Below are 23,927 nucleotides of genomic sequence, written 5' to 3'. Positions count from 1 at the left end.
AATGCCAATGATAGACATCCAACATATCTCTAAATGGTATGGTGATTTTCAAGTTTTAACAGATTGCACGACGAGTATTGAAAAAGGTGATGTCGTTGTTGTTTGCGGACCATCTGGTTCGGGAAAATCAACACTCATCAAAACAGTAAATGCTTTGGAACCATTTCAACAAGGTGACATTATTGTTGATGGAATTTCACTTAAAGATCCAAAAACAGATCTTGCTAAATTCCGTTCACGAGTGGGAATGGTCTTTCAACACTTTGAACTTTTTCCGCACATGACTGTTTTGGAAAATTTAACCATTGCTCAAGTTAAAGTGTTAAAGCGTTCAGTTGCAGATGCTCGTGCAAAAGGTTTGAAATATTTAGAGCGTGTAGGCTTACTTGCTCATAAAGATAAATTTCCAGGGCAGTTATCGGGTGGTCAGCAGCAACGTGTAGCGATTGCACGTGGCTTGTCTATGGACCCAATCTGTATGTTGTTTGATGAACCAACTTCTGCACTTGATCCTGAAATGGTCGGTGAGGTTCTTGAAGTTATGGTGCAGCTCGCACATGAAGGCATGACCATGATGTGTGTTACTCATGAAATGGGCTTTGCTAAAAGAGTATCTAACCGTTTAATTTTTATGGATGAAGGTAAAATTTTAGAAGACTGCCCAACCCATGAATTCTTTGATAATTTAGAAGCTCGTCATGAGCGTGCTAAACTTTTCTTAGAAAAAATTCAGGCGATGCACTAATAACCCTAATAAAAAAAGAGCCATTAAAGGCTCTTTTTTTATATCTAATTTTTAGAAGCTATACTTTGCTAGCAGGTTGATACGTGAATAATCACCCTTGTCACCTGCAAAAGTTTCACGTTGACCGTAAGTATATTCGGCTCCTAAATCAATATTTTTAGTTGGGTTCCAGATTAAATTGACTAAAGCGTTATAAATTTCTTTGTTATAGCTAGTATTGGTTAAATTGCTATTTGCATAGACATTATCATCTTTGTATTGAATACCACCTACAGCAAAAGTAGAACGCAGAATAGGGCTCCATTTACGTTGATATCCAATTACTGCGCTATCAAATTCTCCTAAATTAATATCTTGTGTTGCTGTGTCATAGTTATAAGCCGAATTGCTATAAAGTAAATAACGGCCATCGCCTTTAACATGATAGTAATTAGCAACCACGCTATCTTGAGGCGTTAAATCATATTTACCACCAACGCCTACACCCCAGCCAAATTTCTCTTCAGAAGTACTATCTTTTGGAGCCACACGGTTTTCATGGGCAAGACCATGTAACTGTAATAGGCCTTTGTTATCCGTAGTTTTGAAATCATATCGTGCTGTTAAAGCAGGAAAACGGCTTCCACCGGCAGCATTACCAGCTTTTTCAACATCGCCACCCTCTAAGGCAACTAATATTTTCTGTTGTGCATTAATTGGTTGGGTGTAACGGACCTGTACTGTACGTGTAGTACCTGTACCGATAGCGCCATTAAAATCTACTGTTTCTGGTGATGTATCTGTGTTTACAAAAGGTGATGTCGTTTGACCAGCTAACCATTTTCCTAAAGACATATAGGCATGACGAACACGGAAAGTACCATTGCCATTATCTCCATTGCCACCCATGAAATCGGCTTCAATTTTACCTGTTAAATCTCCATATTGAGTTGGACGAGTAATATCTAAGCCAATTCGTGAAGTTGCTGCAGATACATTTAGTGAGTCTTGTTTTGGATCATCTTTATTCAGTGGATAATTGGCACCATTTGAAATACTGCCATTTGAACCTTTAAAGTCATAGGTTGCATCTGCGCGAACACTACCATAAAGCTTGACTTGAGTTTGCCCATCGGCCATAGCTATCCAACCTGGTTTTGATGCAGGGGGTGTAGGGGTGGTAGGTGCTGCGGGAATTGTTGCTGGAGCAATGACAGTTAAAGCTGTTTTTTGTTGATCAGATAGTTTCTGGACGAGTTGTTTTAACTCCTTTACTTCATCACGTAAGGCGTTAACTTCAGCATCTGTAGCGGCATGCACAGGCATCGTCACGCTCATTGCACCTAAAGAACTCATTGCTAACACTAGTGTTTTGATCTTATTCACAGGAACTCCCCCGACATGGATAAAAATTTTCCTGCAAATACATAACAAAAATGATGCCAACTTTAAGAAACTTGAAAAATAGTCAAATTTTGATGATTACTTCCTTTTTAGCCTCAAATGGTAGTGAGAATAAGAATTTTGCATCGATAAATCAGATTTAAGCATAAAGCTGACTCTCTAAAATGAACCGCACATGACAGTACTTGCACGTTTAAAAGGCATAAAAGACTTAAGCTCTATAGAAGAAATATGGTTTTGTTGGCCATAAACCTTTGTATTTTCAATGCAGAGGTAGTGGTATAGGGTTATACTGTCTTCACTGTGAAATTCTGGCTGGAGATAAGAGTGGAGTTAGATCGTTTTGATAAACAAATTCTAGAAATTTTGTCTCATGAAGACTTAAATTTGAATGAACTTTCAGAACGGATCAATCTGTCAGTCAGTTCTGTGCATCGCCGTATTAAGCACCTGATTGAAGCCAACATCATGGGACAGCTCAAAAGGGAAATTAATTTTAGTAAGCTTGGTTTTACTTTACATATTTTATTGCAAGTTTCATTGAGTAAACATGATAGTGAAACATTTGATAAGTTTCTGTCTGAAATAGAAGCAATTCCAGAAGTAACTAATGCATTCTTGGTAACGGGTCAGAGTGCTGATTTTATTTTAGAGCTTGTAGCACGCAACATGGATGACTACAGTGAAATTTTATTAAGACGTATTGGAAAAATCGACAATGTAGTTGCTTTGCATTCTAGCTTTGTCATTAAAGAATATAATGTATTTAATTGCTATAACTTGCTCAACAAGCTATAAAAAAACGCACCAAATGGTGCGTTTTCTTTGATTCAAATGTTTGATTTAAGCATCAAGTTGAGCCAAAACCTCATCCGAGAATTCAACGTTAGTATAAACGTTTTGTACATCGTCAAGATCTTCAAACATATCAATCATTTTAAGAATTTGTTTTGCTTGGTCAACATCTGTAATTTCAGCTTTTGTAGATGGACTCATCACAACTTCTGCGTTATCAGATTTTAAACCAGCAGCAGTAAGGGCGTCTTGCACTTCACCGAAAGTTTCTGGTGAAGTGATTACCAAAATTTCATCTTCTGAAACTTCAATATCTTCAGCACCAGCTTCTAAAGCAACTTCCATGATTTTATCTTCTAAAGAAACATCTTCAAAAGTAATCTCACCACGTTTAGTAAATAGATAAGATACAGAACCTGCAGTTCCTAAGTTACCATTTGTTTTACTAAAACAGTGACGTACGTCTGGTACTGTACGGTTTAAGTTATCTGTCATTGTTTCAACAAGAACAGCAACCCCGCCAACACCATAACCTTCATAAGTTACTTCTTTTAGATCATCATTATCTTCACCACCAGCACCACGTTGGATAGCACGGTTAATGGTGTCACGTGTCATATTAACTGAGAGAGCTTTTTCAACTACTGCACGCAGACGAGGGTTGCTAGCAGGATCTCCACCACCAAGTTTGGCAGCAGTCACAATTTCACGAATATATTTAGTAAAAACCTTACCGCGACTTGCATCTTGTTTAGCTTTACGATGCTTAATATTGGCCCATTTAGAATGACCCGCCATGGACGTGAACTCCAAAAAAAGAAAATGCAAAAGTGCTGGAATATTAGCATAGGCTTGGTTTTGTTGAAAACTGTTGCCCTGCGTTTTGTTAGCCAATTGAATAAGAACAATAAGCTTAAGACCTAATGATTGAGATTAGGTCAAATCAAGTCCAATTTGATTTAGTTAATTTTTACATCTATACCAAATTGAGCGTACAGCTCTTTAATGGTTTCCAAGTCTTTTTGTAAATCAGTCGGGTAAATTTTACCTAAAATTCCACCTTGTTTACTTCGAGCATTGGCATACATTAAAACAATAGGAACATTGGCTGCTTTTGCAATATGCCAAAAACCTGTACGGATAGGCTTACGTTCAGAGCCATCTTTAGCACGTGTAGCTTCTGGAGCAATCACTAAGTTAAAAGTTTCATGGGTTTGAAATTGTTCAACCATTTGCGAAACGATATCTTTATTTGCTTTACGATCAACAGGAATGCCACCCAATTTTTCTAAAATTGGCTTAAGTGGGCCTTTGAAAAGTTCTTTCTTTATTAAAGTATGAATTTTGATGTCTAACATTTGGAAGAGGGCAATCGAGAGCACTGCATCTAGATTTGAGGTATGTTCAAAGCCAATAATAACTTGTTTTTTCTCAAGAATTTGTGGGTCTACATTGTAGGTCCAACCAACGGCTTTAAAGATAGAGTTACCTAGAAATTTTTTCATACATCAGTGCAAATTGATAAATTTTCAGGATTCTAATATGAGTTTGTAAAAAAGCCTAGAAAAATTATGAAAGCTAAAGTAGAGCATAAAAGTTAAGGATTATCTAAGTTCTAAAATACTTTAAAAGTTCTTTTTTTATTTTTCTCAAACTTCGTCTGAAAGTAATAAACCTAGATAATTTTAAAATTAAGATACTGGCTGTGGTATCTCTTCATTAATTAAATATTCAATATATTTCCAAATTTTTTCAGGGTTAATAAGGTTTTTATCTGTCGTTCCATCAATAATCATCCCATCAATAATAGAAATAATGATATGAACAAGGGGTGTTGGATTTTCTATACCTAATTGATTAAGCTTTTCATGTAATAGATTAGTCAACCATTTTGTATATTCATAAAATGGTTCACGAATTGAAGTATATTGTTTAGATACTTCAATAAATGCCTTTTTAAATAAACAGCCATTAAATGTTTCGCTATTGATCCATTCAATATACCAATTAAAAATAATATGAATTTTCTCAAGAGGACTAGCATCTTGATGTAAACTTAATTGTTCATTGATTGAGTTTTGAATATTTATGTTTCGATGTTGCAAGCATTCCATAATTAAATTTTCCTTTGACGGAAAATATTTATAAAAAGTCATTTTTGCAACATTTGATTCAGCAATAATACGGTCAACACCAGTAGCATTGTACCCAATCTGATTAAATAAATTTAAAGCAGTATTTATAATATCTTCTTTTTTTGACATTACTATTCCATATAGTTAAAACTAATTATAACTTAATCTAAAATATTAAATTTTTAATACAAATTATGATAATAAAAAACTGATTTTGATTCAAGTTGAGATTGTGATAATGATTATCATTAATTGGATTTTTTTAAAATTTTTTATTTGATTTCGTACGATTTTAATTCTAATATTAATCAATGAAGGAACATATTTAAATATTAATTTAAGTCATTGTTTTTATAATAAAATATGTAAAAATCGATCATGCTTCAATAAGTTTAATGAGAGCGGATATGCCTAAGAAATTTGAGAATTTTAATAATCCTAGAAAGAAAGCACTCGCAGGGATGAAACAGAGCATTTCAGCTGAACTATGGGAAAAAAATTCAAACTTTTTGACCCGATTAAGAGCAAAGATTGCGAAACATCCTGTATCTCATCATCCTGCAATCGATACTTTAAATAATGGCGAAATTAATAAAGAAGATTTAAAAAAAATTCATTTAGAGTATCGCCATGCAATTGTGCAAACTTTTACTGATGCATTGCTCATGGCCCAATTTCAAACTAAACAATTAGAGCCGAGATTGCATGCCGGTGCAAAAATGTTCCCGCGTTTTCTTTTAAGTTTAAATATTTTTGATGAATTTGGATTTCGGCCAGGATTGGATAAAGATGGCTACTATCAGGGAAATCCTGAATATGCTCATTATCCTTTATTTGAAGATATATTGAATGATTTTGGTATTACAGAACATGATCGCCTAACTTATCATCCGACTGAAATTGCAGATCAGGTGAGAGTATTTTTAGAAAATGCTTATGATGACTATAAAGCTGTTTCTGCCTTGTTAGCAGTCGCAGAAGAAGAAGTCATTCTATATAGTCCACCTTTACGTAGAGCAACTAAAGCAGTTGGGCTAGATGTGGAGGGTGGTGGTTATTATCATGTACATGGTATCTCTGAAGATGAAAGTGCCGAAGCAGCAGATGACGATCATGAGGAAGACTTATGGTATGTCTTGATGCAAGCTTGTACAGAAGAAGACTATAGCTATATTGAAAAATTATGCTTAGAGTATTGTGATTTATGGGAAAAGTTTTGGGATACACAATTAGAGAATTCTGAGCCCATGCGAAAGCAAATCTTAGCTTAATAGATGAAAGATGGATATTTAGTATGGAACGTAAGTGTATTTTAAAACATCTAAAATTTAGGGATAAAATAAATTTAAATTTTGAGTATTTTTTATAAGAGTAAAGCATATTCTATTTGGATATATATTAAAAAACCCCATAAACTTTTTGTTTATGAGGTTCGGTATTTGGTGGGCCCACACAGACTTGAACTGTGGACCAACGGATTATGAGTCCGCTGCTCTAACCAACTGAGCTATAGGCCCTATAAGTCAGAAAAGCTTTTAATCTCAATGCTTTTCAGTGCGTGCAATACTAATCAATTTTTTAATTAAACACAAGTCATTTTCTGAAGTAGACGCAAACTAAACCCAAAAATATTGTGTCATATTGGCTAATATTTCAAGCGATAGTGATTCTAGCTTATGTGTAGTTCAAGAGTAAAGTGGGAGAAGTTATTTATCGATCAATTAGAATTTATTCCAACAATCTATTGTGACGATGACTTAATTGTATTTGTAGTTTGAGACATTAATTTATATAAAATAAATTTTGTTTAAAATATAAGCAGGAAGTGTGGATGTGCTGTTTGAGTATTGTGAAAATATAGAATTAGAAAAACTTATTTAAGATAATATAAATAGAGATTAAAAATACTATATAAAAGTTTATATATTTTCATATTGTAATTAAACTTTAGGTATAACAAATCGTCTTTTAATTATATCTTTCGAAAAATAATAGTTGAAATAATTCTCTTAATAAGTTCTAGTCTATATAGTAAAGAACATAGACTATTAGGGCTAAATGACTTTAGAAAATAGCATCATTAATTTTTAGAGTAGGTCGAAATTTAAACTCAACTTAAAAAGTAAACACTGAGATATAAAGTTAGCAACTTTAATAATGAAACATAAAAGTAACAAATAAAGGGATTCAATATTTTTTGATGCAAATAAATTTAATTAAAATATAATAATTTTTCTTAAGGTGTTTTTTGTGTTTTTCTAAAAAAGCTGTTAAGGGCGGTAATAGAAATTTTTATCATTAAACTATCTTTCCTTCTCTAAAGTATTTTCTATATAAAACATAAATTGTGATTGTTTTCACAATAGTGTAAGTGTTTGTATCTTATAAATTTTATTCTTGACTAAAACACTTGTTTTTAATAAAGTATAAGTGTATTTTTTACAAAATAAAATATTATTGCTTAATCCTGAAATACAGCAACAGGCCTACTTTCTAAGTAGGCTTTTTGTTTTTAGTAGTATTTAGATATAGAGTACAGAGTAATAAACTTAAGCTTTAAATAAACTAGATTTAACAAGAATTAAAACTATAAAAATCCTTAGACTTTCAGAACTAGCCTATAAATTTTCTTGAATAATTTGAATTAACTCTCTAGCTGCTTTAGGTAAAGGTCGGTCTTGGAGCCAAATTAAATAAATAGATAGAGGTAGATGATTTTTCGTATTTTTAAAATCTAAAAGGACTAAGTGACCTTGATCAATTTTATCTTGTACTAGTGATAACGGAAAATTTCCCCAACCAAGTCCAGCTTCAACCATATTAATTGCTGTTTGTAGACTATTGGTTTTCCAGTACATTGCACCAATAATTGAACGGGGATCTTTCATTTCATGTTCACTACTCGCCACAACAATTTGTCTAATATTAATTAATTCCTCTATAGAAAATTGCTTTGTTTTATCTTGTAGTAGAGCGTGGTTAGAAGAAATCGTAGCCGCCACTGTTTCAGTCATTACCAATTGTAGATTCTCGCGCATTTTTATATTGAGGTCTGAACCCGCTAAGCAAAGACTGATTTGCTCCGTATAAAGTAAATTAACAATGTCGTCTTGGGGAGCAGTAATAACTTCTATGTTTAGTAAAGGGAATTTATCGGCTAGTTTCTTTATTGAATGGAATAATAATTTTGTATTTACATCGGAAACAACGCCAATACGCAATTTACTTTCAAGTCCTAAAGAAAGTTCATGTGCATGAGTGCTAAATAGCCTAAGTTGTTCAGAAATGATCCGTGCTTGAGGTTCCAAGGCTAATGCTGTAGCGGTAGGAATGACCTTTCTAGGAGTTCGTTCAAATAATATATAACCCAATTCTGCTTCTAAATTAGCAACGGCCATACTTACTGCTGAGGGGACTCGATTTAGTTTACGAGCAGCCGCAGAGAAAGAACCTGTATCGAGTACCGTTATGAAAAGTTCAATATTTTCACTGTTAAAATTCATTTTGATATCAGCTGAACTGAAAGCTATTAACTTTATATATGATTTTGACTGAAATTAAAATATAAGGAATTAAGCAGAGTTTAGTGATTATGCAAGGTATAAAGCGTCGAATTGTATATGTTTCTTCCTATGAAATAATCGGAATGGTTATTTCATCAGTAGGGTTAGCGATTTTGGCAGGTGATAGTGTTGAACATACTGGACCCTTATCCGTCATGATTACGACCATCGCTGTAACTTGGAATTTTATCTACAATATTTTATATGAGAAATGGGAAGCTAAACAAAGCAGTTATATCCGTACAGTTAAGCGTAGAGTTGGACATGCCATCGGTTTCCAGCTTACTTTGGTTCTGTTTTTAATTCCGCTTATTTCATGGTGGATGGATATTTCCCTGATTGCTGCTTTTTGGTTAGATGTGGCCTTTATTATCATTATTCCTGTCTATACTTTTATATTTAATTGGAGTTTTGATAAGTTATTTGGATTGCCTATTTCGGCACAGGCTAAAGCGCTAGCAGAATAACCGTAAAATTATTTTATAAGCTATCAAGGTGATTAACTTTGATAGCTTATTAAGTTCAATTATTTAATTTGATCAATCACTAATTGTTTTGAAAACTTGAGTTGAGCTTTCTTGGCGAAAATGTAGTAAATCAATGCAGTAGAGATAAGTCCTACAAGCCACGATAAATCGATTCCTCCTAACATTGCCGCAATTTGACCCGTATAGAATTTACTATCAATAAATGGTAGTTGAATCAAAATACCTAGAAAGTAGCAGGTAATTCCAATCCGATTCCAACGGCCATACTTACCATTTGGATCATAGAGTGCATCTACATCACATTCTTCTTTAGAGATAAAGTAGTAATCAACAAGATTAATGGCACTCCACGGAATAAAAAAGGTGAGTAAAAACAAAATAAATGCTTTAAAGGCGCTTAAAAAAGTATGTTCACCTATAATTGCAATAAAGGTTGAGACTACAACCATAGCAAGGACAATCAGTAATCTTGTTATTTTTGAGATTTGATTTGTCGATTTGAAACTATTCCAAATCGTAGCAATACACATAAAACTGCCATAGGCATTTAAGGTCGTTAGAGTAACTTTCCCAAAAGCGATACTAAAATATAGAAAGATCACGACGAGGGCAATTGGGTTCATACCAACAACATATTGAACTTCATTTCCTACAAAATTGCCGTTCGCAACCTGAGCGATTAAAACGCCTAAGCTCATAGAAATTTGTGAGCCAATTAAAGAACCTAAGCCGACAGCCCAAAAAACACGAGATGAAGATGTTTTAGTTGGAAGATATCGAGAATAATCTGCAACATAGGGACCAAAAGAGATTTGCCAAGAAGCAGAAAGGGAAACTGCTAACAAGAATGAAGACCAGCTGAAATGACGTACTGCTAAGAGTTCAGAAAAATCAGAAAGTGCGAAGATCTGAGTCAAAATAATCACAAAAGCAATCAAACCAATAATACTGGCTACTTTGCCTACCAAATGGATTAAACGATATCCAATCGTTGCGAATAAAATGATTAAACTTGCATAAATTAAGATACCAGTTGTGTTGCTGACATGTGCCAAATGTGCAATTGCTTTACCCGCTAATACCTCTCCAGTTGCGGTAAAACCAATATACATAAGGCAAACAAGTATGATTGGAATGCACGCGCCATAAACCCCAAATTGCACACGACTTGAAATCATTTGAGGGAGGCCAAGTTTAGGACCTTGGGCAGCATGCAGTGCCATGACGGCAGCACCAAAACATTGTCCTACTAATAAGCCGATAATAGACCAAAAAACATCTCCGCCTAACACAACGGCTAGCGCGCCAGTCACAATGGCTGTGATTTGTAAGTTGGCACCAAACCATAGGGTAAATTGAGCAAATACTCCGCCATGTCTTTCATTTTCAGGAATAAAGTCGATGCTTCGGTTTTCTATAAAACTACTATTAGGTTTACCAGCCGATGAGTCCATTTCACTCTCCTTATCCTTTAAGAGCCATCCTATTCTTATTTATTCATATTTGTATAAGCAAATATAATCATGTATATACAAGTAAATTTAAGAAGAATCAAATATTTTTGAAGTATTGGACGTTAAAATTGAGTTAAATAATTCATAGATAAATAGAAAAAGTATTTGACTGATTTTATTTTTTAAAAGTTAAATGATAAAAAAATAATATATGAAAAAGCCCTCTACAGAGGGCTCGATTTTATGCATTTGCGTCTAAAACTAGTTGGAAATAAGTGGGAAGTTCAGAAAATTGTACCAGTTGGGTCTTATCTTCTTGCTTAAAATAATACTGATAATTTGGAGTGTCTAAATGGTTATCTAGATATTGGGTTGCATCTGTAAACTGTGCTTTTGCAATAGGCTTATCTTTCTTGCATTTAATAATAACAGGATTTACGGAGTTTAATTTTACAGGAACGCCATTTTCAAATTTAGCAGTTTCAATCAATAAGGAAATTTTGAAATCTCCGAAGGTTACACAGAAGTGGCCTCCATTTTCTGTCTTAATTTCTCTGTCAGAGAAAAGATCTTTAAATAAATTCTTAAGGGATTCTCTGTGTTTATCTAAGGCAACTTGAAATTCATGATCTCGTTGCTCGATCTTTTCTTGCTCTTCTTGTAGCAATTTGGCTTGCTTTTCAATTGTTGTAAAATCCAGCTTCATTTTAATATCTCCTTTGGTTGTTTTAAAACTATATATGGCAATCTTTTATTAAGTTTTAAAGAAACATACAGTATTTGTTACAACGGAATAATTAAGATGAGCTTTTGTATAAACCATCACAATTGTAAAAAAATATTTTGAAAATATAAGAATTTAAAGAAATTGTTGAGGAATAATTTATATATTTGAAATGCTGCTACATATTAAGAATAGATTTTTAATGTAGCAGCATATTTCTTATTTTGTACAATGTTTTGCCATAAGTGGAGTGCTTTTAATTTTAAAAAAACCTCCGCTACTCATTACACCAAGCATCACTAAAACTGTTCCTACTAACTGCCAGATATTGAGGGCTTGTCCAGTAAGTAGAGCAATTATCATACTGAACACTGGCACAAAGTTAAAAAAGACAGAAGCACGACCAGCACCTAACTTTTGTATACCATTAAACCAGAATAAATAAGCAATCATGGTAGAGCAGATAACAACATATCCCATGGCTAAATGTGCATTTAAAGGTGCAGATGCAATTGCTGTAAGAGGATCTTCAAATATCACACTCAACAAACCAAGTGTTATTGCCCCGAACAACATAGAAAAAGTTGTTGTTTCTAAGGGAGTAGCATTTTTTACATAACGGCGAGACAGTACATTTGCAAGACAAAATCCAAATGCGCCCAATAATATAAATAGATCTCCAATGTCTATTTTGAGGTGCAGCAAAGTCGTTATATGTCCCTGACTAATCACCAGTAACACGCCACTTAAGCCAAATAAAACGCCTAAGAATTTATTCGTAGTAAGTTTTTCACCATCTAAAAGGATTGTCATTAATAGAGTCATTAATGGCGTGGTTGCCATAATCAAAGCACCGTTAACAGCTGATGTGGTTTGAAGTCCATAAAAACAGCCGATGTTGAAACCCGCAATTCCGATAATACCAATAATCAAATAGATTACTAGATTCTGTCTTAAGGTTGCCCATCTAAGCTGGCCTGTTATTGAAAAGATTAAGAGTAAGCCTAGACTTGCAATAAAAAAACGTTCAGACGCAGCAGATAACGGGGGCATATGTTGAATAATATAAGACATTGCATTAAATGCTGATCCCCAAAAAAACATCGTTAAGACAACACCAGCATAGGCATAAGCCACCGTTCTGTTCATGGACAGGCTCCCATTAAGAAAGGTTTTATTCTCGACAAATCTATAAAGGTGTACAATTCCATATTAATACACTTCTAATGTGAAAATTTGCACAATGATTGATTGGGAAAATTTGCATTACTTTTCAGTTTTTACCGAAGAAAAGTCTCTTTCCGCTGCTGCCAGAAAATTGGGAGTAGACCATGCAACCGTGTCTAGAAGAATTGCCCAGCTAGAACAAAATTTAAAACTTAAATTAGTTGATCGTAGGCCACGGACATACATTCTGACTCCTGATGGGGAACGTCTTGCACAAGTAGTTGCTCGTATGATGGAAGAAACTTTTTCTATTGAACGTTTAACACAAGCAGGTCAGCAAGAAGTAATGGGAAGTGTTTCTATTAGTATGCCCCCTTTAACTGCTGCACATCTCATCATGCCCCATTTGTGTAAATTTTATCGCCATTATCCGCAATTAAAATTACGGGTGCTCGGTGATGTTCATTATGTTTCTTTACAGCATAGTGAGGCTGATATTGCGGTACGATTTGGACGTCCCAAAGATGAAAATTTAGTTGCTCGAAAAGTAGGTGAAATACCTTTTGGAATATATGCAGGTCCAAATTATTTAGCTTCAACAGATCCTGAAAATTATGATTGGATTAGTGTAGAAGTGGGGGGAGTGCATGGTCAAAAACAGCAAAAGTTAAAAGAAAGGTTAAATCATAAAGAACCTATAATGGTTACTAATAATCCCGAGTTACAGTGGAGAGCTGCATGTGGGGAAATTGGTTTAGCGGTCTTACCAGATTTTTTAGGAGCTCTTAGTAATTTGGTCAGATTACAAGATGATTATCCGATGAGTGCTGAAATATGGTTAGTCACACACGAAGATTTACGGCATAGCCCTGCAATACGTGCAGTAATGGATTTTCTAGTAAGCTGCTTCGAGCCTTTCAAAATATAAATTTTCTTTAATAAACAAGGTGAATATAGATAATTATATCAAAGTGGTTTTCATCTAGTTATCAGAAAAAAAGCCTGCATCTTCACGTGCCTGTTTTAAAGCTAAAATAAAAGATATTAGTAAAAGTAGTCCTATGAGGAAAAGAAAAAGATCAATTTTACTGATCGCGTAACCTATACTTATAGCTCCTAGACTTAGTAAAACAATACATAATATTTTCCAAAAAATGAGCATGTTACGTTCTGATAAAAGCCTAAGAATATTGTTTGTAATTGAAGGGGATTTCTAAATTTATTTATGTTTTTTTTATTATAGATTATGTAATTCTTTATAGTTTTATAAAATTCGTTTTTTATTAAGCTTTTGAAAAATAAAATAAATTATTTTTAGGTCATGTATATCGATTTCTTTCTTTTTTCTTAAAATTAAGTTTTTATTAATTAATAGAATGATAATTCTTTAGAAACACTATAAAATAGGAATGTAAAAAATAAATTTAATTTTTTAAATAATATAAAACAATAGCTTACTGTGGTTATTTAAATTTTTGTTAAAAAAAAGACTTGATTTTTAAGCTAAATTTTGGAATTATAGTTATGCAAATTGTGATCTATTTCCCACAATTTGTATTTCAGGTTAAGTGGTTATCACTAATGCTCATTTGCTATTTTTGCTTATGAGCATTTTTTTATGTGACTTTTTAATATAACTACAAAATTTCTGAAACGTTAAATTTTAAGATTATTTAGCTGAGCTAAGCTTAATTATTTTTTAATAAATTTTAAGAGATAAATTAATCATATTGAATAGTTACAGTTGCTGTTGCCGTAACCTCGCCCGCGCTTACATAAGCCGCTGTTTGATAGTAACGAGCAGTTAAGGGGATGTCGTACTCTATAGTCTGATTAGAGCTGACTATGCCTATATTTTGTTTTATTGTTTTTTGAATTGGGTTATTGGTACCATTCATATTCCATAATAGTTCTACACCCACACCATTGGCTTTGGTTGAGTTTGCTGCACTATTATTAATGACCTGATTATTTTTGGGATCAGAATTATAGTCAAAACTTAAGCTGATGGTGTTACTTGTTGCTATACCCGAGTTGTTTTCACCGCCGTTACATAAAATCGATAGATTAAAACTCTGCTCGCCTTGTGTTGAACCAATCGCTTTAAAACCTGACTTTGTAACAGTCGGGAGTTGAATAGGTATATCTACACCATTTTGAATTTCACACGATGAAGACGCGATCAGAATAGGAGCATTACTTAATACTGTAGTAGTTAAAAATGGTCTGTTTTGTTGACCTGATACATAATAGGTGCTGTAACGTCCTGCTACTAATGCTCCTGAACCTGTGGTCATGGACGTTTTAATAACTTCCATAACAAAATATCCTGGTGAAAGGGTATATGCAGTATTTGGGGTTAAAGTACGTCTATATGGATAATACCCAGAAAAATCTGAAGCATCTGCTGCTTCACGATAAAGACGAATACCAATACCGGGAATATTGGTTGCATATACATTATTACCTATTGGGCTAACTGGATAATTTAAGGGGAGAGCCGCAATAATTTGATCACTAGCACGACTACATGTTGCAGTGGAATTATTGGGAGAAATTGTAAAAGTATTCCTTTGTAAGATAGTCCCTATAGGGTCAGTCGGTTTTACGACGATTTTACCAATGTTCATCGGGATATCGACGGTGGTAAATCCCTTACTTAAATTACAATTTGCATTTGTATGGCTATAAGCAAATAGACTCACTGCCAAAAATCCAATTTTTTTTAAAATCTTATTCATTTACAGACTGCCTTTGTCATAATAATTGATTGATTGTTATGCTTTATTTGATCCGTGATATCGTATTCAAGTTCGCATTTTTCAGTACTCCTTTCTCCCCATTTCACATATAAACGGTCATGGGTTAAGGGGGTTCGTAAATAAATACGGCTGCCTTGCGCAACAATACCTATTACTTCGTTATTTTGGTTATATACCTGTGCGGCAAAAGGCAAATGTGAGCCATCTAAAGTTGTTGGGCTGATAAAAAGTGCATAACCTTTTTTTGTTGAGAATTGAACTTTAGTGATTGAGCCTGCATAGGGAGCAATACGTAAGCTACTTTCAGCTAGTTCAACCTGTGTGGACATGTTTTGCGGATCAAGGCTAATGTCATTCATATGGTAAGGCGTAACATAGGGGATAACCGCATATCCATTTTTGTTTATGCTGAGACCTGGTGTATTACCGACTTGTGCTCCTTTTGCATCTGGTGCATAAACTAAAACCATTGTTTGAGCTTGATCTGGACCAAACAGAATTCCTTGGGGGTGAGCAACGATATTGCCACTCAAGTTAAGCATTTCTTGTTGATATGAGTCAGCGTAACTAAATGAAGCACCTAATGTTGTGTAGTTTGTCTTATAGTTGCCATTGATATTTAGATTCGTTTGACCATGGTTTTGACTGGAAATTGATGCGCCGTAATTCAACTGGTTTCCTGTAAAACCGCTAAAACTCAGAATTTGGCTATCTTCACTTATAAGACTATTAAAATTTAAAGAGCTTTTCTTAAAATCTAAGGGAAAGGATAGAGAAATGAGGTATTGAGTATCTTGGTTAGCTCGCCCGCCAGCTTCAATAGTTTCACTATTAATTGCAGAGAAACTATAAGTTAAATCTTTAAATTGGTTGCTATAGCCTAATTGGAATTGCTTATTAGTAGTAGACTGGTTCCAATAGTTTGTCCACGAACCTACTAAATAGAAATTTCCCCATTGGTTTGGAAGAGCTTGATTTAAATTAATCTGGAATTCACTTTTTTGCTTACCTACCGAAAAACTATCAATATTTTGCTCTTGTAAGTCTTGAATTAAAATTGCGTCACGCAGTTTGAGATAGTTTTGTGTTGAATAACGATAAGTTGCTAGTGTTAGGTTAGTATGCGTTGGAGCAAATAACTTATTGTAACTTAAACGATAACTTTGCCCTGTCTTTTTAGTTGAATGGGAAAAACTGGCATTTGACTGATTTGCATCAAAAGAAATAGCGCCAATAGGCGTTGAAAAAGCTGTACCTAACAATACAGAGAAATACTGCTGCGTTCCTTGAATTGCGCTATAAGTTGTAAGGTAATTATTGATTCCGCGTTGATATTTACCCTGTATTAGCCATGGAGTTAAATTAATGTTTGGGTCTCGAAATTGTCCTAAAGTGAATGAATATCGGCTCATTTGAGGACGTAGCATTTCAATTACAGAAGCATATGGAATAGAATATTTTTGAACTATTCCATTAGATTCAAGTACTGAAACTTGTAACTCACCTCCAAATCCTGTGGGATAGAGATCATTAATTTCAAAGTTTCCTGGTGGGACTGTGGTTTGGTAAATTAAATTACCTTGTTGTCTAACTTCGACTTTTGCATTGGTTTTGGCATAACCTCGAACTCTTGGAGCATAACTGAGCATACTATTTGGAAGCATTCGGTCATCACTTGAAATATTCATTCCACGATAGGGCAAAGAGTCAATAAAATCGCTATTAGTAAAATAATCTCCTAAAGTCACAACACCGTGGATATCTGGAAATGCCTTTTGTATATATGTATTTGTCGAGGTATAAGAAGAATTATTAGATTGAGAATTAGATTGGCTTTGCCATTTCCATTGTCCATTATGGCGAAACTGCCAACTTGCTAAATTTGTTCCAATATTGGCTCCCATAAAAGCATAACGATTTTCATGTTGTTCATTGACTATTCGATATGCTGTGGCGTTATAGCTTAAAAAAGCTGCATTAATACCGCGATCCCACAAATGCGGATCGATGTAACCTTGCGCATTTTTTTCTAAGACGACTTGCGGGAGCGAAATATCAATTCTTAAACGGGAACTATCAAATACATAAAAAGCACTATCTATCCATGAAGCGAGAGCTTTACATGAAAGAGACGAAGTAGAGTCATGTTGACTTAGAACATTAGCTTTTACGCCATATTCAAGTAACGTGGCTTCTGTAAAACATGTTTCAGCATTTGCGTTAGGAGCTGAGGCAGTAAATCGCATACGCCGTTTACCCAGCCATTGACCATTAAGATAAACATCTAAGCTATATTCACCAGATAAGATCGGGTTGCCGTATTTGAAGCGAGCTATATCAATTTTTTGTGCATTACCCACTAAGAAATTGCTATCAAATTCAGCCTTCGTAAAATGTGGAACATCAGTATTATTTTCAGCATATATAGCCACAGGCATGAATAGCGTAATACTTGAGACGACATACCAAGTAAAGGGGCTTTTTAAACATATATAAGGTATAAACCATTTAGACATAGTTCTAGAGCCTATTCATGATAGGTTTTAAATTTTTTTAAGTAATACAATGAGGTTAGAATTTTATTGGGTGCTCAACTCGTCCACCGTAATCATTGATATACACAAAGCTCATATCTGCTAAGTTTTTATTTTTTAGTTTAATTTTATCCTCTGAAAAAGGGGCAATCATTAAGCCTTGTTGCAATAAGTCTGTTTTATGGCTTTCACTTCCTTGAAAAATGGAGGTGATAGTAAGAAAAAAAGGTGTCGGATTTTTTATCATTAGATATTGATCATTTATTTTCCACTCGACTTTGTCACTTAGTTGATCAATATTTTCTTTTAGATCTATAGGGCGGTAAAAAAATTTAATTCGCGAACGAACAGCGAGTTGCAAAAAATTGTTAGAGGTTGTTGTGGTTTGACCTTGTTGAGTTCTCCCTTCAGGTTTAGGAGGTATATCTAAAACATTAAGCCAAAAAATTGATTCTTGTTGTTGGCTTAGTTGATATGTAGTAGGCAACGCTGTAATTCTTAAGGTTTGTCCCTTAGTTGCCTCTACTCGTGAAATTGGTGGAGTAATAATGAAAGGTACATTTGTTTCATCTGGTGTTGACTTTGCATTTCCATCATCGATCCATGCTTGAACAAGAGACGGAGCCGTGCCGTTATTACTCAGTTGTAATGTGATCTCACGGGCATTTGAAGGATAAATGACACGAGTACCATGTAAAACAATCTCAGCATGACCTGTAGTAGTGAGCGCTACTTGCAGACAAACTAATCCCCAAAAAAATTTACGACCACGAAAAAGCATCAGTCATATTCTCAATAACAAATAATAGGAAGGAGATAGCTTCTATTCATGAATAGAAGCTTCAATTTTAAGTTTATTGATAAATGATCGTGTATTTTACTTGCGATGTTACCGTACCAGCAGTAGAAGCACCTGTAGCATAATATTCAGCATAATAGTTAAGATCAGCACTACCGCCTGCTGAAACATTTACCCATTGTGAATTCGTTTGAGTTTCATTTGTGCTTGTAGCAAGTACAGGAATTACAGCATTATTACTGCCAAGTAATTGAATATTTACATTTGTTGCTGCACCAGAAGTTGCTTGGTTTAATAAACGACCCGTATTAAAGTCAACGGTTGCGCCTGGTTCAAAATAAGTTGCGACTTTACCTGCAGCGGTACAGTTCGTTAAATTAATTTGAAAAGGTGTACGACCAGCTACATCACCAGCATTTTTTAAGGTTTGAGATGAAACAGTAGGCAAATTGATTGTTAAATTTTTATCTCCAGTATCAATAGTACAAGTATTATCCGTGACAAGACCATTAATAGTAATTGTGCCATCTGCTGCTTGTGCATTTGCTATATTTAAGAGAGAAACTGCCGCCACAAAAATAAATTTTTTCATAAAATCCCCAGAATAGCTTTTTAAAATAAAATCCATTACTTTTCAGTAAGTTTATTCTGATTAAGTAAGGCGAAGGAAATATATCACTTTTCAATCAAAAAACAAGAAAAACATTATATTTATATATATTTTGATCAATTGTTTTTATTAAGAAAAATTAAAAAATTTATTTTTTATCATTTGGTAAAATAATTAATTAGTTTTTATTTAAAATAGAATTTAAAAATTAGTAATATCTAAGTGATTGTATTGTATTGAATTAATGTAATTTTAAAATATTTAAGATAATAAATATCTAATATATTTGATTAAGTTATTGTTTTTTAAAAATAAAATTATTTTGTGTATATCTTATAAATATATTTAATTTTTTAAGAATTTTTTAAGATTCAATTCCTACTGTTTTAGTTGTAATTCAATAAAAGATAATCTGGAGTTCAGTTCCATGAATACTATGAAGTATAGCTATAAACCTAATTACTTTTTCTTTGCTCATAAATTAGTTTTATTTTTAAAGGATTATCTCATCAAGCATCCGACGGAGCAGCAAACAACATTTAACTTGCAAACGATTTATGACATCTTTAGCCATGATCTTGCTTCAAGTACGACAAACCTTGAAGGTATCTTAAATATTGCAGATGAATATGTCTTTGAAACAGAAGATGGCTTACTTCCATTAATTAGCAAGCATTCAGTCAATCTCAAAAATCATGTACTTTCTTTAGAATTTACACCTCAAGCCTTGGCAAGTCTATTGTCAGGTCATTCGTTAGTAAATCCTAAAGCAGCTTAGATTTTCTTTTAAGGTAGAGTGAACTCATATAAAATTCATAAAATTTATTTTTAAGAGTTATTTATGAGTAAAGACTTCAAGGCCTTAACTTATATTGCGGATGAAAATGTAGCAGATACAGTGACTTGGCTTTTACACCATCAAGATGTTTTTGATTCTTTTAATTTTGATGTGTTGAACCAAGAATTCACAGTAACACATGCAGCAGGAAAAGATATTATTCGAGTCGGAACCTTTCTGAATGCTACTTACGGAATATTAGTAACTTCTATATAAATGAAAAAAGCCCTGAATAATCAGGGCTTTTAAATTTTCTAATTTGAGTTAAGCACTCATTGCATCTACTGATAAATCAGCAACTGTTGGCTTTGGTTTTTCAGCTGTTAAACCTAGTTTATTAAATAAAGCTTGGTCTTTACCTTCACCGGCATTTGGTGTGGTTAGTAGTTTATCACCAGAGAATAATGAGTTTGCACCCGCCATAAATGCTAATGCTTGGTCTGAATCACTTAATGATTCTCGGCCAGCAGAGAGACGGATATAACTATGCGGCATGATAATACGCGCCACAGCAATAGTACGAATCCACTCAATAACATCAAGCTTTTCAACATCAGCTAAAGGTGTTCCTTCAATAGGAACAAGCATATTGATTGGCACAGATTCAGGATGAATTGGTAGGGTAGCTAGTTCATGTAATAAACCAATTCGGTCTTCACGACTTTCGCCTAAACCCACAATACCGCCACTACAAACTTTCATACCAGCTTGACGAACATAATCAAGGGTATTTAAACGGTCATCAAAAGTACGAGTACTAATGATGTGAGAATAATACTCACGAGATGTATCTAAATTGTGGTTGTAGTAATCTAAACCAGCAACTTTTAGGCGTTCTGCTTGAGATTGGTTAAGCATCCCTAAAGTCATACAGGTTTCCATACCTAATGCTTTAACTTCACGTACCATTTCTAAAACATAAGGCATATCGCGCTCATGTGGGTTACGCCAAGCAGCACCCATGCAAAAACGTGAAGAACCTGAATCTTTTGCAGCTTTCGCTTCACTAATCACTTTTTCAACAGCAATACGTTTTTCTGCTTCTAGTTTTGATTCGTAATGTGCCGATTGTGAGCAGTATTTACAATCTTCAGGACATTTACCCGTTTTAATAGATAAAAGGGTACTGACCTGAATTGAATTGGCAGTGAAGTGCTCACGATGTACTTGCTGAGCCTTGAAAACTAAATCCAAAAAAGGTTGTTCATATAAAGCTTGGATTTCTTCACGATTCCAATCATTACGTAGAGTCATTGTCATATCCATGATGATGGCATTAATTCACTATACATAATCATACAGAATTCGTATTAAAGCTATAGGGCAAAAAACATCATTTTTTTAATTTGATAGCTGAAGTTGATTAAGTTGCTGTTCAATTGCCCAATCAATATGCACATTGACGATTTCGTCATGTAAATTTTTGCCATTTTGTAGGTGATCTACAATTTCTTTTGAATAAGGAGCATTTCCTAATCCGATTGCAATATTACGTTTAAATGATTGATAACCTGTCCGGCGGATAGGGCTACCTTCCGTATTGGCTAAAAAAGTGGCTTCATCCCACTGCCAGATATCAAGCAGACTAATATTATCTAACCCATGTCTAGGATTAAAATCAGAAATAGATGCTGTTTTGGCAAAGCTATTCCAAGGACAAATTAACTGGCAGTCATCACAACCAAATATTCGGTTTCCAATACCTGCACGTAATTCTTCAGCAATAATTCCTTTATATTCGATTGTTAAATAGGCAATACAACGTCTTGCATCTAACATATAAGGCTCGACAATTGCTTGCGTCGGGCAAATATCAATACAAGCGCTACAAGAACCACAATGTGCTGTTGCAGGCTCGTCGAAAGGTAAATCGAGTGACGTAAATAGCTCACCTAATACGAAAAAAGAACCTGACTTTTTATGAATGAGCAAAGTATGTTTACCCGTCCAACCCATTCCAGCACTTTCAGCTAATGATTTTTCAAAAATAGGTGCCGAATCTGCAAAAGGACGAGATTCAAAGTCACCAACTTTTTCACGAATTCGTGTTGCTAGGGTTTTCAATCTACCACGCATGACTTTATGGTAATCACGGCCACGTGCATAGCGGGCGATAATGGCAGAATTAGGCTCTAAAGGTACATATCGTGGTTTTGGCGATTCCACAAGATAATTCATGCGGACACAAATAATACTTTTTGTGCCAGGCACTAATAGTGTTGGATCAGCTCGTTTTTCTAGATTTTCTTCTAAATAAGTCATATCTGCATGATAACCACGTTCAAGATACTCTAAAAAACGTGGCATTTGCTCTTGAGCATCTGGTTTTGCGATGACACAATCAGCAAAACCCAAGTCTAATGCTTGAGCTTTGATCCATGCTTTTAATTCATGTGGATCAATTTGTTGCACTGCAATGCGTGATGTGTCGGAAGATGTCATAAACCAAAATGCAAGAGGATAATAATATGCAGGCGGTAGTTTACCATAGCGATGATATTCGAGCATGGGAGCGGCGCTGGTTTGCTGCGCAAAACTCCCCATTAGGTTTAATGCAACAAGCGGCTTGGTCAATTGCCCAGCAACTTATTGAGCTTTTTAAAGATCGGCCTATCAAGAATATTGCTGTTTGGTGCGGGCAAGGCAATAACGCAGGTGATGGTTACTTTATAGCAAGTTATCTGAAGCAAGCTGGATTTCAGGTTGAAATCTTTGCAGCTCAATTCGGTGAGTCAGCCGATTTACATTATGCAGCGCAATTTGCTAGAGAAATAAAAGTCCCAATTCATTCAAATTTTGAGATTAAAAGAACATTTGATTGTCATATTGATGCTTTATTTGGCATAGGCTTAAATCGTGAATTAAATACTAATTGGCAACAGGCTATTCAACAATTTAATGAACAATCTGGTCTAAAAATTTCAGTTGATATACCGAGTGGATTACAAGCAAATACAGGACAAGTCTTACCTTGTGCAGTGAGAGCTGATCATACCTTTACTGTTTTAGGCCTTAAAGCAGGATTGTTTACAGGACAAGGAAAAGAATATGCGGGACAAGTTTGTTTAGTTAGTCTAATTCCTATAGACAACGAGTTGAAACCCTTAGCTTATTTGTCACCCACAAACATTAAACTTCCTCAGCGTATGGCATTTGGCCATAAGGGAAGTTATGGGCATGTTTTAGTGGTGGGTGGACATGAGCAAATGGGCGGTGCAGTTATTATGGCTGCTGAAGCTGCCTTTCATGCGGGTGCAGGCAAAGTGACAGTGGTTTGTCATCGCAACCACCATCAGGCCATTTTGTCGCGGGCACCTAATATTATGCTTCGTGATATTAATGCTTTAGATGAAAACAATATTAAAGAGATTCTATCTCAGGTCGATGCAGTCTGCTTTGGAATGGGATTAGGCCGTGACGATTGGGCAAAGCAGATTTACCAACAATGGTTTAATTTGTTAAATCAGAGTACACGCCTAGAAGTTGTTTTAGATGCAGATGCTTTATGGTTTCTGGCTAAACAGCCTGAAAAGTTAAATACACATATTTATGCCACACCTCATCCTGGTGAAGCCGCTACTTTACTTAGTTGCTCTACAGCGCAAATTGAAAATGACCGAATTGCTGCAATTTATGCCTTACAACAAAAATATGCAGGCCATTGGGTGCTTAAAGGAGCGGGTAGCTTAATTTTAGAAGATAATTTGTATATCTGTACGCAAGGTAATGCTGGTATGGGAACCGGTGGAATGGGAGATGTGTTAGCAGGAATGATTGCGAGCTTAAAAGCTCAGTTCCACAAAGGTATTGCATTACATGAGATAGTGACTCTGCATGCTCAAGCAGGTGATGAACTTGCAAAACAAGGTATGCGTGGTTTACAGGCTTACCAAATGAATCAAGCCATTAGTCAGGTTGTAAATCAATAAA

Annotated in this window: 23 protein-coding genes and 1 tRNA gene; 8 read left to right on the top strand and 16 right to left on the bottom strand. The window is 34.6% G+C overall.

From position 1 onward, the window contains the following. Position 1 precedes the first annotated feature (1 nt). Positions 2–745 (top strand): amino acid ABC transporter ATP-binding protein, encoded by a 744-nt coding sequence (locus RMB06_RS14545; RefSeq protein WP_002114298.1) that lies wholly within the window; start codon positions 2–4, stop codon positions 743–745. A 51-nt stretch (positions 746–796) separates the two neighbouring features. Here RMB06_RS14545 and RMB06_RS14540 read toward each other — a convergent pair whose 3' ends face one another. Next, a complete protein-coding gene (locus tag RMB06_RS14540; RefSeq protein ID WP_311080088.1) occupies positions 797–2,110 on the bottom strand; it encodes a DcaP family trimeric outer membrane transporter in 1,314 nt (437 codons plus the stop codon). A 345-nt stretch (positions 2,111–2,455) separates the two neighbouring features. Here RMB06_RS14540 and RMB06_RS14535 point away from each other — a divergent pair, with 345 nt between their 5' ends. Then, positions 2,456–2,926, top strand: coding sequence for an Lrp/AsnC family transcriptional regulator (locus tag RMB06_RS14535; RefSeq protein ID WP_002050132.1), 471 nt, complete (start codon positions 2,456–2,458; stop codon positions 2,924–2,926). Positions 2,927–2,971: 45 nt separating this feature from the next. Here RMB06_RS14535 and RMB06_RS14530 read toward each other — a convergent pair whose 3' ends face one another. The 3 genes from RMB06_RS14530 to RMB06_RS14520 form a co-directional block, all read right to left on the bottom strand. Continuing rightward, positions 2,972–3,721, bottom strand: a complete 750-nt coding sequence (locus RMB06_RS14530) for a YebC/PmpR family DNA-binding transcriptional regulator (RefSeq protein WP_002114471.1) — start codon at positions 3,719–3,721, stop codon at positions 2,972–2,974. 161 nt (positions 3,722–3,882) lie between these two features. After that, positions 3,883–4,428 (bottom strand): 1-acyl-sn-glycerol-3-phosphate acyltransferase, encoded by a 546-nt coding sequence (locus tag RMB06_RS14525; protein WP_141316714.1) that lies wholly within the window; start codon positions 4,426–4,428, stop codon positions 3,883–3,885. Between the two features lie 186 nt (positions 4,429–4,614). Continuing rightward, positions 4,615–5,187, bottom strand: a complete 573-nt coding sequence (locus RMB06_RS14520; RefSeq protein WP_005069654.1) for a TetR/AcrR family transcriptional regulator — start codon at positions 5,185–5,187, stop codon at positions 4,615–4,617. A gap of 278 nt (positions 5,188–5,465) precedes the next feature. On the opposite strand from RMB06_RS14520, the gene RMB06_RS14515 reads away from it, so the two are divergent. After that, positions 5,466–6,329: an iron-containing redox enzyme family protein gene (locus RMB06_RS14515; protein ID WP_311080086.1), complete on the top strand. Its 864-nt coding sequence runs from the start codon at positions 5,466–5,468 to the stop codon at positions 6,327–6,329. Positions 6,330–6,498: 169 nt separating this feature from the next. Here the strand turns inward: RMB06_RS14515 and RMB06_RS14510 are convergent. Both RMB06_RS14510 and RMB06_RS14505 read right to left on the bottom strand, forming a co-directional pair. Beyond that, positions 6,499–6,575, bottom strand: a tRNA-Ile gene (locus tag RMB06_RS14510). Positions 6,576–7,676: 1,101 nt separating this feature from the next. Beyond that, entirely contained in the window at positions 7,677–8,561 is an 885-nt protein-coding gene (locus tag RMB06_RS14505) for a LysR family transcriptional regulator (protein WP_078220715.1), read from the bottom strand. 89 nt (positions 8,562–8,650) lie between these two features. On the opposite strand from RMB06_RS14505, the gene RMB06_RS14500 reads away from it, so the two are divergent. Continuing rightward, on the top strand, positions 8,651–9,088 hold the full coding sequence (locus tag RMB06_RS14500) for a PACE efflux transporter (RefSeq protein WP_311080725.1): 438 nt from the start codon (positions 8,651–8,653) through the stop codon (positions 9,086–9,088). 59 nt (positions 9,089–9,147) lie between these two features. Here RMB06_RS14500 and RMB06_RS14495 read toward each other — a convergent pair whose 3' ends face one another. From RMB06_RS14495 to RMB06_RS14485, 3 genes are all read right to left on the bottom strand, one after another. Further along, on the bottom strand, positions 9,148–10,563 hold the full coding sequence (locus RMB06_RS14495; RefSeq protein WP_033849803.1) for a cytosine permease: 1,416 nt from the start codon (positions 10,561–10,563) through the stop codon (positions 9,148–9,150). Between the two features lie 241 nt (positions 10,564–10,804). Continuing rightward, on the bottom strand, positions 10,805–11,269 hold the full coding sequence (locus tag RMB06_RS14490; protein ID WP_014206549.1) for a hypothetical protein: 465 nt from the start codon (positions 11,267–11,269) through the stop codon (positions 10,805–10,807). A gap of 237 nt (positions 11,270–11,506) precedes the next feature. Then, a complete protein-coding gene (locus RMB06_RS14485; protein ID WP_311080080.1) occupies positions 11,507–12,436 on the bottom strand; it encodes a DMT family transporter in 930 nt (309 codons plus the stop codon). Positions 12,437–12,530: 94 nt separating this feature from the next. Here RMB06_RS14485 and RMB06_RS14480 point away from each other — a divergent pair, with 94 nt between their 5' ends. Further along, complete coding sequence (locus tag RMB06_RS14480) at positions 12,531–13,382, top strand: LysR family transcriptional regulator (RefSeq protein ID WP_311080723.1); 852 nt, start codon at positions 12,531–12,533, stop codon at positions 13,380–13,382. Between the two features lie 54 nt (positions 13,383–13,436). Here the strand turns inward: RMB06_RS14480 and RMB06_RS14475 are convergent, their stop codons facing one another. From RMB06_RS14475 to RMB06_RS14455, 5 genes are all read right to left on the bottom strand, one after another. After that, positions 13,437–13,616: a hypothetical protein gene (locus RMB06_RS14475; RefSeq protein ID WP_057070710.1), complete on the bottom strand. Its 180-nt coding sequence runs from the start codon at positions 13,614–13,616 to the stop codon at positions 13,437–13,439. A 559-nt stretch (positions 13,617–14,175) separates the two neighbouring features. Then, on the bottom strand, positions 14,176–15,195 hold the full coding sequence (locus RMB06_RS14470; RefSeq protein ID WP_199996833.1) for a fimbrial protein: 1,020 nt from the start codon (positions 15,193–15,195) through the stop codon (positions 14,176–14,178). Further along, on the bottom strand, positions 15,192–17,648 hold the full coding sequence (locus RMB06_RS14465; protein WP_311080721.1) for a fimbria/pilus outer membrane usher protein: 2,457 nt from the start codon (positions 17,646–17,648) through the stop codon (positions 15,192–15,194). Before RMB06_RS14465 ends, RMB06_RS14470 begins: the two co-directional genes overlap by 4 nt. Before the next feature lie 139 nt (positions 17,649–17,787). Next, positions 17,788–18,531 carry a fimbria/pilus periplasmic chaperone gene (locus RMB06_RS14460; protein ID WP_311080076.1) on the bottom strand — a complete coding sequence of 248 codons (744 nt, stop codon included), beginning with the start codon at positions 18,529–18,531 and terminating at the stop codon, positions 17,788–17,790. Between the two features lie 73 nt (positions 18,532–18,604). After that, on the bottom strand, positions 18,605–19,177 hold the full coding sequence (locus RMB06_RS14455) for a fimbrial protein (RefSeq protein ID WP_014206555.1): 573 nt from the start codon (positions 19,175–19,177) through the stop codon (positions 18,605–18,607). 409 nt (positions 19,178–19,586) lie between these two features. Between RMB06_RS14455 and RMB06_RS14450 the strand changes: the two genes are divergently transcribed. Beyond that, on the top strand, positions 19,587–19,937 hold the full coding sequence (locus RMB06_RS14450) for a hypothetical protein (protein ID WP_017386793.1): 351 nt from the start codon (positions 19,587–19,589) through the stop codon (positions 19,935–19,937). A gap of 63 nt (positions 19,938–20,000) precedes the next feature. Next, positions 20,001–20,213: a hypothetical protein gene (locus tag RMB06_RS14445; RefSeq protein WP_014206557.1), complete on the top strand. Its 213-nt coding sequence runs from the start codon at positions 20,001–20,003 to the stop codon at positions 20,211–20,213. 48 nt (positions 20,214–20,261) lie between these two features. On the opposite strand, the gene bioB is transcribed toward RMB06_RS14445, so the two are convergent. Together bioB and queG are read right to left on the bottom strand one after the other, a co-directional pair. Continuing rightward, the gene (gene bioB / locus RMB06_RS14440) at positions 20,262–21,251 is read right to left on the bottom strand and encodes a biotin synthase BioB (protein WP_005069622.1); all 990 of its coding nucleotides are present in this window, start codon (positions 21,249–21,251) and stop codon (positions 20,262–20,264) included. Positions 21,252–21,338: 87 nt separating this feature from the next. After that, on the bottom strand, positions 21,339–22,439 hold the full coding sequence (queG, locus tag RMB06_RS14435; RefSeq protein WP_033850158.1) for a tRNA epoxyqueuosine(34) reductase QueG: 1,101 nt from the start codon (positions 22,437–22,439) through the stop codon (positions 21,339–21,341). 26 nt (positions 22,440–22,465) lie between these two features. Here queG and RMB06_RS14430 point away from each other — a divergent pair, with 26 nt between their 5' ends. Then, positions 22,466–23,926 carry an NAD(P)H-hydrate dehydratase gene (locus tag RMB06_RS14430; protein WP_311080070.1) on the top strand — a complete coding sequence of 487 codons (1,461 nt, stop codon included), beginning with the start codon at positions 22,466–22,468 and terminating at the stop codon, positions 23,924–23,926. Position 23,927 lies beyond the last annotated feature (1 nt).

The sequence above is a fragment of the Acinetobacter sp. V104_13 genome (genome assembly GCF_031798995.1).
GTDB lineage: Bacteria > Pseudomonadota > Gammaproteobacteria > Pseudomonadales > Moraxellaceae > Acinetobacter > Acinetobacter pittii.
Note: the sequence above shows the minus strand (reverse complement) of the source record. Positions and strands in the feature narration are given on the sequence as shown.

What these genes read in the sequence shown, in the direction of transcription:
- RMB06_RS14480 (WP_311080723.1), top strand. Translation starts at nt 12,531, where the DNA reads ATGATTGATTGGGAAAATTTGCATTACTTTTCAGTTTTTACCGAAGAA.
- RMB06_RS14495 (WP_033849803.1), bottom strand. Translation starts at nt 10,563, where the DNA reads ATGGACTCATCGGCTGGTAAACCTAATAGTAGTTTTATAGAAAACCGA.
- queG (WP_033850158.1), bottom strand. Translation starts at nt 22,439, where the DNA reads ATGACATCTTCCGACACATCACGCATTGCAGTGCAACAAATTGATCCA.
- RMB06_RS14530 (WP_002114471.1), bottom strand. Translation starts at nt 3,721, where the DNA reads ATGGCGGGTCATTCTAAATGGGCCAATATTAAGCATCGTAAAGCTAAA.
- RMB06_RS14525 (WP_141316714.1), bottom strand. Translation starts at nt 4,428, where the DNA reads ATGAAAAAATTTCTAGGTAACTCTATCTTTAAAGCCGTTGGTTGGACC.
- RMB06_RS14520 (WP_005069654.1), bottom strand. Translation starts at nt 5,187, where the DNA reads ATGTCAAAAAAAGAAGATATTATAAATACTGCTTTAAATTTATTTAAT.
- RMB06_RS14485 (WP_311080080.1), bottom strand. Translation starts at nt 12,436, where the DNA reads ATGAACAGAACGGTGGCTTATGCCTATGCTGGTGTTGTCTTAACGATG.
- RMB06_RS14460 (WP_311080076.1), bottom strand. Translation starts at nt 18,531, where the DNA reads ATGCTTTTTCGTGGTCGTAAATTTTTTTGGGGATTAGTTTGTCTGCAA.
- RMB06_RS14430 (WP_311080070.1), top strand. Translation starts at nt 22,466, where the DNA reads ATGCAGGCGGTAGTTTACCATAGCGATGATATTCGAGCATGGGAGCGG.
- RMB06_RS14475 (WP_057070710.1), bottom strand. Translation starts at nt 13,616, where the DNA reads ATGCTCATTTTTTGGAAAATATTATGTATTGTTTTACTAAGTCTAGGA.
- RMB06_RS14505 (WP_078220715.1), bottom strand. Translation starts at nt 8,561, where the DNA reads ATGAATTTTAACAGTGAAAATATTGAACTTTTCATAACGGTACTCGAT.
- RMB06_RS14450 (WP_017386793.1), top strand. Translation starts at nt 19,587, where the DNA reads ATGAATACTATGAAGTATAGCTATAAACCTAATTACTTTTTCTTTGCT.
- RMB06_RS14445 (WP_014206557.1), top strand. Translation starts at nt 20,001, where the DNA reads ATGAGTAAAGACTTCAAGGCCTTAACTTATATTGCGGATGAAAATGTA.
- RMB06_RS14490 (WP_014206549.1), bottom strand. Translation starts at nt 11,269, where the DNA reads ATGAAGCTGGATTTTACAACAATTGAAAAGCAAGCCAAATTGCTACAA.
- RMB06_RS14545 (WP_002114298.1), top strand. Translation starts at nt 2, where the DNA reads ATGCCAATGATAGACATCCAACATATCTCTAAATGGTATGGTGATTTT.
- RMB06_RS14500 (WP_311080725.1), top strand. Translation starts at nt 8,651, where the DNA reads ATGCAAGGTATAAAGCGTCGAATTGTATATGTTTCTTCCTATGAAATA.
- RMB06_RS14515 (WP_311080086.1), top strand. Translation starts at nt 5,466, where the DNA reads ATGCCTAAGAAATTTGAGAATTTTAATAATCCTAGAAAGAAAGCACTC.
- bioB (WP_005069622.1), bottom strand. Translation starts at nt 21,251, where the DNA reads ATGACTCTACGTAATGATTGGAATCGTGAAGAAATCCAAGCTTTATAT.
- RMB06_RS14470 (WP_199996833.1), bottom strand. Translation starts at nt 15,195, where the DNA reads ATGAATAAGATTTTAAAAAAAATTGGATTTTTGGCAGTGAGTCTATTT.
- RMB06_RS14455 (WP_014206555.1), bottom strand. Translation starts at nt 19,177, where the DNA reads ATGGATTTTATTTTAAAAAGCTATTCTGGGGATTTTATGAAAAAATTT.